This is a genomic window from Terriglobales bacterium, from assembly GCA_035487355.1.
Taxonomy (GTDB): domain Bacteria; phylum Acidobacteriota; class Terriglobia; order Terriglobales; family Acidobacteriaceae; genus QIAW01.
Genome location: DATHMF010000009.1, coordinates 103,223 through 109,768, shown reverse-complemented (window position 1 = coordinate 109,768; position 6,546 = coordinate 103,223). Strand labels below are relative to the sequence as shown.

At 56.5% G+C, this 6,546-nt stretch carries 1 protein-coding gene; it reads right to left on the bottom strand.

Translation table 11 applies throughout. The annotated features are described in order from the left end of the window. Positions 1–15 precede the first annotated feature (15 nt). Positions 16–6,537 (bottom strand): SpvB/TcaC N-terminal domain-containing protein, encoded by a 6,522-nt coding sequence (locus VK738_02165; protein ID HTD21427.1) that lies wholly within the window; start codon positions 6,535–6,537, stop codon positions 16–18. Positions 6,538–6,546 lie beyond the last annotated feature (9 nt).

Here is a 6,546-nt window from a genome sequence, read left to right as displayed (position 1 = left end):
TTGGACTCGCGGATCTCAGGGACCATAGACGCCTCCATGTGCTTGCTCATACATCCATACGCCACCGGTATGCGCCGGAGCGTGGTCAGCGACGGTCATGAGATACATCCTGCCTCGTCCGGTTGCCGGCGAGTAGTTATGATAATGATGCCAGACGAAGCCGGCGGGGGTGGCCCCGATGCCAGCGGCAGCGTTGGCTGCAGCGTAATCTCCCGTGCGGTTGCCGATGTATGTGATGGTCACTACATGCAAGTATCTGTTGCCTGGATGCAGCCCTCGCTTCTTGACTCCCTGGAACCAAAAGTATGGTCGGCCATAATGGCCTCCGGGTGGCGGAGGAGCATATCGGGCTGGCGGTCTAATCTTCCGTGCCTTTCGTCCTGCGTTGTTTATGCCCAGATCCCGGCGCCGTTTGATTTGGCCTAGAGTTGCTGCTTTTCTCTTCTTCTTCTGCTTCGAGACGAAGCCGTAGGGGTCGGTCAGGGTTACCGGATTGTCGTGTACATAAAGGAAGAGGTTGGGTCCGTCTATCTCTCCCATAGGATCGGACGTCAACCACCGCCCCCAGGCAGAGAGGTAATAGCGCCCGCCGAAGTAGGACATTCCGGTCTCTTGGTCACGTTCTTTGCCGTTGAAGCCCAAATCCAGATAGGTGCTTCCATTTACCAAAACGCTCAACTGGCCAAATGGATAGTAGTCACGGCAGCGCAGCACCTGCGCCTGATCGTCAAACTCCACGGTGACCGAGCCGAGATGATCGCACAGCAGATGCCGGTCGAGCCGGCTGCCACCGGCTCCATCGTGGCCCGAGATGAGCAGATCGTCGCCGAAGGCCCGCACCACTACCTGGAACCTGCGGACATCGGGAGCACCGGGTACACGTAGGGTTTCAATATACGTTGAGCCAACGTGCAGGCGTTCGGTGACTTTGTTTTGGGCGTCTGCAACACGCTGACGCAGGCGGATGCCGCGCCTATCGTACCAATAAGAGACTTTTGGGGCAGCCGTGCTCGGCGGGTTTGCGGCGACGAGGCGATTGGCAAAATCGTAGCTAAACGACGTGCCTTCTTCGAGAGATTGCAGATTGCCGGCAGCATCAAAGAAGCTGTCTACACTCTCTCCGGGCTTGATCATGGAGGCCGCCACGCCACGATTCGAATTGCTGGCTACCGTAAGCCTCCGGCTATTGGCGGCAGCGCCGGGATTTTCGTTGATACCAGTCAGATTTCCGCCCGCGTCGTATGTGAAACTCTGTAGATAGGCGCCGACAGTTCTACCCTCGGATCGCTCCCACCCAGTCGCCTCAGTGAGCCGGTAAAGCGCGTCGAAGCTATAGACTTTTTCTGGCGTTGGAGTGGGAGCAACGCCGACGAGTTTGGCCGCGGCCCGATCTTGAACCGAGCAGACATTCTCAGTGGGATCAAGCGTAAAAGTGAGGTCTTGCAACGCACTTTGATCGGAAAGCCGTGTGGTGGCGCTCTGAATCAGTTTTTCTGTGAGTGGATCGTAGGTCCAAGCGATCTTCGCCTGCGGACCCAAGTTGGCTGAGGCAGGAGATGCCGCGGGTGTGTATACCACTGAAGCTGCCGCGGTCACCGGCGCGCCTCCGCCCACAGGCTCGACCTGAATGCCAGCCAGCCAATTATTCGAATAAAAGTTGTAGCGAATCGTGGAGCCATCGGCGCAGTGTTCGGCCAATACCTGCTGGACTGGATTGACCTCCCATGCCATGCGCCACGTCTCGGGTTGAAGAGTGATCTGTGAGGATTTACTCCAGTCCACGATTTGAGCATCGGTCTGCTGTATAAACTGATGGGCCTCTTCAGCAGGATGGCTACCAATGAAGCAGGAGCCTATCGTGTGAATCGCAGTTTGATCCTTTACTTGGGTCAGCCGGTTGACGGTGAGAGTGGCAGGATCGTTGCCGTAGGTGTACGCGGTAATGGTCTGCGGGCCGCTTCCGGAGTCCAGGAGCTGCGCGATCGGCCTTCTCAGGGGCTGATCATAGATGGTTTGCAGGTGATCGCCGCGGGCCGTCCATTCATGAACCGGCAGATCCATGGCGTCGCGCAATAGATGGATGATACCGGCATCGGCACGTTGTATACGGACCGGATGCTGCCGCATGTCAAAGACCGCCGTGTAGTTGTTTTCGCCAGCGGCACCCAGACGAGGATCTGTGCTCTCGACTATCAGGCCTCTAATATCCACGGCCGAATTAAAGTCATAGCGAACGATCTGCCCGTTCTCGACATTCAGATGCTGATCTACGATGTGGTAGCCCTGCGAATCTACTTTCACAATGCGCGGTGTGTTGTAAAAGGAAGCGGCCTGTTGTAGGGCGCGCTGCTCGGACGGAGGCAGATTGGGATCATTAATATGTAACTTGTAATATGTGGAATCGAGCACCGTATCATTATGGTCGAAGTGTTGTTCTTCCCAGGCATTGGGCCGTTCGATGCGGGAAAAATAACCCTTGGGACTGTCAACGCGTGACTGACGATCCCGCCCATCGTAGAGGTACTGCATATAAGGACGGCTGCCGGCTGGCTGGAAGAGGAACGATTCCATGAAAACCGGCAGATAAGAGCGGCACACACGATCATCGTCGCTCAAGGCCATGCGTTTCGTACTTACCCATGCCCAATCCCCGGTTCCGGGAGAATTCTGTGCCGCAGCACGGTCGACGCGCTCGATCAGCTCTAAAGGACGAGAGAGCGAATCCAGATATGTGACGCGGAACTGGGGAGTCGCTGCCGGAGTTGTGGCTGCTGGACCGTTGACATACTGTGCGGCTTCTATGGCAACTGCTGCACGTGGCTGCGAACCTGTGCCGTTCCATGCTGAATCCTGGTGCAGAATGTATGTTCGCGCCCCTTGAAGATAGAGCCCAGGATTAGCTGTTAGAGTCGGCAAATCGGGAACAGGCTGCCGCCGATAGTTGGCCAATTGCATAGAACCCTGATATACGCCTTTCAACTGGCCATGTTCGCAAAGTAACACGACGCGACGGAGCGGATCGAATTGCGCCTCGCGGGTAACACCGTTCTCGTCTGTCACAGAGGCTGGCTCCAGGGCCTGGTAATCAGTTTGCGCTGTCGTCTTATTGCCTAACGCATCCGTGATATGCAGGGGCATCAGCCAATAGGGCTGGTCATAAACAACCATTGTCAACGCCGCAGGAGTTTGAAAGGGCGTCTGGAAAGTTTCGGGAAGAAAGTATCCATTGGCGGCATATTCGATGATGGTGCCGTTGCGCCACCAATATCCGGCATCTTGGTTCAATCCGGCATCCTGGCTCAGCATCGCGGCAGTGATACGCCCTCCGGAAATATCTGTGGGAAAAGTCGTTGGGAAAACGGCATCGCGCTGATGATGCAGCAACCCACGTGAACCACTCGATCCGGCGACATCAGGTCCACTCAGATCATTGTTCCAAAACAGGACCTGACTCCATTCAAAGAGCCGGGTTTGCGCTCCGGCATCAAAGGTTGTTCCGTAGAGAATCCGGTTTGCGCCAGCGGATGCGATAGCGATTTGCGCAGCCAACTCACTGTAACTGAAACCGATCGCATTCGCCGGAGTAAGGCCGGCGACCTCTGACCGGCGAACCTGCCAGGGCAGGTGTACAAGGAACAAGTTACCATTATCCAGGTTGATGTAGTCATTTTCGTGGAGCAGCGTGTGCATCGCCGCTTGCCCGGGCACATCCGGCTTTCGGCGTGGATAGTGAACCTCAACCGACTGCGTGGGTGAGCCGAGCGTATCCCACTGGAGAACTGCGTTGTGTTGGACGCGAGGATCGTTCGCAACGCCCTCGTAGGCGCTGCTGACGGTCTCGCGCAGTAAGACCTGAAAGCTGGCGAGGCCGCCGGGCAAGGCCGGTTGCAGCATCTCGACTATGAATCCATGATCTTCTACCAGCAACGGTACTGCCTGTGGCTGTCCGTTGTCATCGAGTGTGTACAATTCGCGATGCAGTTCCAAACCGGCAAGTGCGACGTATGCTTCGCGTACTGTCTCGCTGCTTTGGGTGGAGATCGTTGAGGCGAAAACGGTCCCTGCAGCGCTTATCGCTTGGTCGTCGCCGTTGAAGAATTTTGGGCGTCCGCTGAGGGTCAGATCCTGAAGATCGGGAGTAACACCTGCGTCCAACCACAAGCGCGTCTGCCGAGTGGCAGCAACAGGAAGCGGGCCTGACGGACCGGCGATCGTTTCCGAAGTCACCGTTTCGACATAACTGAAGCCCCGGAAAATCTGCTCCACGGGATCGTAATAGCCATCACGATAGTGAAACGTCTCGGTTTTGCTGATGCCGGTGGTTTCGTCGCGCTGCTCGAGCCTGGCCAACAGGATGACGGGACTCGACAATGCCGTAGTCCAAGGGACTCCCCGGGCCTGGTCGGCCAGATAAAAGCTGGTGGAGCTGCGGTATTGGAACGAGCTTATGCCGCTCGCGCCGTTGGCACATGTTGCGAGCCGGTAAGGCTGGGCGTCTTCGTCTCCACAGAAATCGAGATATGCATTCAGCTCGGGCCGGTCTGGTTTGATCACAACCAGGCATTCACGGCCTGTGCCACGCATATCTGCCGTGGTCAGTTCGTCAAATCGATCGCTGCCGTTAGGTAGAGCAAGCAAGATGGGTGGTGCAAAGCTGTTTCCGTTCTGGTTGCGATACAACTCCAGGCGACTGGGATAGACAAGCAACAGGTCTGCGCATCCAGAGCCGGTAAAATTCCCAAAAAGGATACGGTCGGGGGTAATCTCCGGCCCGAGGCGCGGTGAACCCGGCATGACATACATGGGGGCGAAACTTCCGTATCCCAAATTCAACCAAACCTGCACGCTGCCATCGCTGACCTTGACACAGTGTGAAAGCCCGTCGCCAAGAATCTCGGTGAATATCGTCAAGGTACGGGCATCGGGAAAATCCAAAGCCGGGAAGCCAGCAGGAGGAGAAACAGTAAGCGGGGCCTGGAAACCGGCCGATCCCTCTGACAGGTAAACTCGCATGCTTCCATTCTGCGGAGCGATCACATCCTTCTTTCCGCCACCATTCAAGTCTACCCAAAAAACCAGGGCGGTTGCCGCTTCAGGAGCATGCTGTGCGAAAGGTTGAAATGCATCCCAGTTTCCATCCAGGCGGTTTTGGAAAAAGCCGCCCATTTCCGGCGCCATCACCATAACGGAATCGTTTTTGTCACCTTCCACATCGTGCAGTGTGTAGCGTATGTCGTCCAGCCAGGGAACGTTGGGAGCCTGTAACAAATTTTTTGGAGCGGCAAAGCTGCCATTAGCTTGAGGCCCGGAATACGACGTGCCGCCATTGGTAAAGCGTAAAATCCCGGGCAGTCCTTCGCCGCGCAGATCAGAGAGGTGCAGGTCCTGGTCCAAGCGACCAGGGATTGTGCCGTGATTGTTCAACTGCAGCGGGTTCCAAGCGGCCTGCGATATATCAACATGCACATACTCGAAGGTAAAGGGCTGCAATGATGCTTGCTCGTATCCGCCTGCTTCGCGACGATACCCGGTGAACTGCAACGAGACCAGAGTAGTATGTACCGGGTCTTCGGCATAATGCAATCCGGCTACCATCGCAAGCGATGGCCCTGGCGCGGGCAGTTCGGGTAGGTGATTTACCAGCAGAATGTTGCGGCACAAGCGCAGGTTCTGAATGGGAAAGCCCGAACGGCAGGTCGTAGATGGATCGGGGCGCAGCGCCCAGGCGCGAGCGGGAGTCAGGTTCTGGTTCGTGAGATCATATTCGCCGTAGTCAAACAGCAATTCAAACGCAAACAGCTCCTCGCCACCGCCTGCAGGCGTATAGTTCGAATAACGGATGCTGGCAATATATTTGTTGGCGAATCCGCCCGGCGGCACCCAGCCGGTCCAGCCGGTCCCATCTTCGGCTTTATAGATGTACACGACGCGATTGCCAAGCGCGTCGCTCTCCTCTTCGAGGAGCCATTCGCAATCATGGCTGGGAGTGACAGGGTCCGAGATCCTGGCTGCCTTGGAGCGGCCGAAGATCGCGACGCCATTAGCTTGATCGCGCACTTTCCAAAAAAAGGAACCATCAGGTGCGTTCCAGCGTTCGATGCGCTCAAGACTCGGGTTGGTTCTAGCCCTGTATGTGCGCACGATATAGGTAGTTCTATTTTCAATCTCGTTGCGCTGGTCAGGCGTCCAGTATGGATCTGTGCCTTTGACGCCGGGAGTCAGCTCCTCTCCGCCGGGACCAAGGAAAACATCTTGATCGTCATAACGCGGAAAGCCGCTGCTGGTGTGCCGCACAATGCTGGGGATATCCAGACGCATTCCCGCGCCGAAGCTTCCGAGTGGAGCATCGTCCGTGTATACGAGTGAGAGAGCAGGAGTGCCGCGCGCCGGCGGAATCGAAATAGGAACGGTTACAGAAAACGTGCCGGTAAAAGGATGCACGCCCAGAACCTCGCCGTAGCCCGGATGTGCGCTGGGCTCCGGTAGTTTCAGTGTGGGAGGCTCCGGCGTCGTTTCTGTGATTTGTGTTCTGATCACTGTCGATCC